General features: G+C 60.7%; 1 protein-coding gene and 1 pseudogene. One reads left to right on the forward strand and one right to left on the reverse strand.

Annotated elements, in window-relative coordinates; all coding sequences use genetic code 11:
- Positions 1-458: hypothetical protein (locus F1593_RS28110; protein ID WP_149404856.1), on the reverse strand; the 458-nt coding region annotated here is incomplete at its 3' end.
- Between the two features lie 24 nt (positions 459-482).
- Here F1593_RS28110 and F1593_RS28115 point away from each other — a divergent pair.
- Positions 483-1014, forward strand: a pseudogene (locus F1593_RS28115) (transposase); the annotation flags it as partial.

The raw sequence follows: 1014 nt of genomic DNA on the forward strand, positions 1-1014 counted from the left end.
TGGACTGCATCTACCGTGAGCACAGTCGAGGTGCTCGGCACGACTATCAAGCCGACTGGCAGGTCCTGGACGTTGATCTGAGCGGCTGGGTGTGTGGCAAGAAAGCCGAGTTTGCCAGTAAAGGCTACTTTGCTAGCCAGCAGCGCAATCGACGTGGGCGACAACTGGGACGGGTTCTGGCCACGCGCTACCAGGAAGTCGTGGTGGATCGACTTTTTGCTGGCAACCGCCAGTTGAACACCACGCTGCAAGAACTGGTCGAAGCCGCCGAAGTGACTTTGGAACTGACTCAGGAGCAGCGAGCGCACTGTTTGCTGCGCATCGATGCTGGTGGAGGCAGCGCGCCCAATCTCAACTGGCTCCTGGAGCGCGGCTATGGCGTGCCAGGCAAAGCGTGTTCGGGTCAGCAGTCCCGCCGCTTGGCCACCACCGTGCAGGAGTGGATCATCGATCCGCATCTGCCCGAGCGGCAGGTCGGCTGGGTGACCGAGGCTCCGATCGATTTTGTCCGACCGGTGCGTCGGGTGGCGGTGCGCTGTCCCAAGCCCAATGGGCAATGGGGCGTTGGGGTCTTGATCTGTTGGCTTTCCGACCAGGATATTCTCCATCTGGCCGGGCTGCCACCGCAAGCGGCGGCGGACCCCCACGCGGTGCTGCTGGGACTGCTGTGGTTGTATGACCAGCGCGGGGGAGGCATCGAAACCAGCTTTAAAGGCGACAAAGGCATTGGCTTGACCAAACGCAATAAAAAGCGCTTTGCGGCACAGCAAATGCTCTTGTTGTTGGGCAGCCTGGTGCACAATGTCATCGTCTGGGCCCAGAACTGGCTCAGGGCTGCGGCCTCGGCTTTCTCGCCTCAGGCCAGCGAGCCTGCGCAGCCTCACGGTGATCCCTTGCCAGGATATGGGCTGTTGCGCATGGTGCGCGATGTCTTCCATATCAGCGGCTTTCTTTGCCGGGATGCTTCTGGTCAGATCGTCCAGATTGTTCTCAATCAGGATGCCCATTTGGCCC

The organism is Dictyobacter arantiisoli (assembly GCF_008326305.1).
Taxonomy (GTDB): domain Bacteria; phylum Chloroflexota; class Ktedonobacteria; order Ktedonobacterales; family Ktedonobacteraceae; genus Dictyobacter; species Dictyobacter arantiisoli.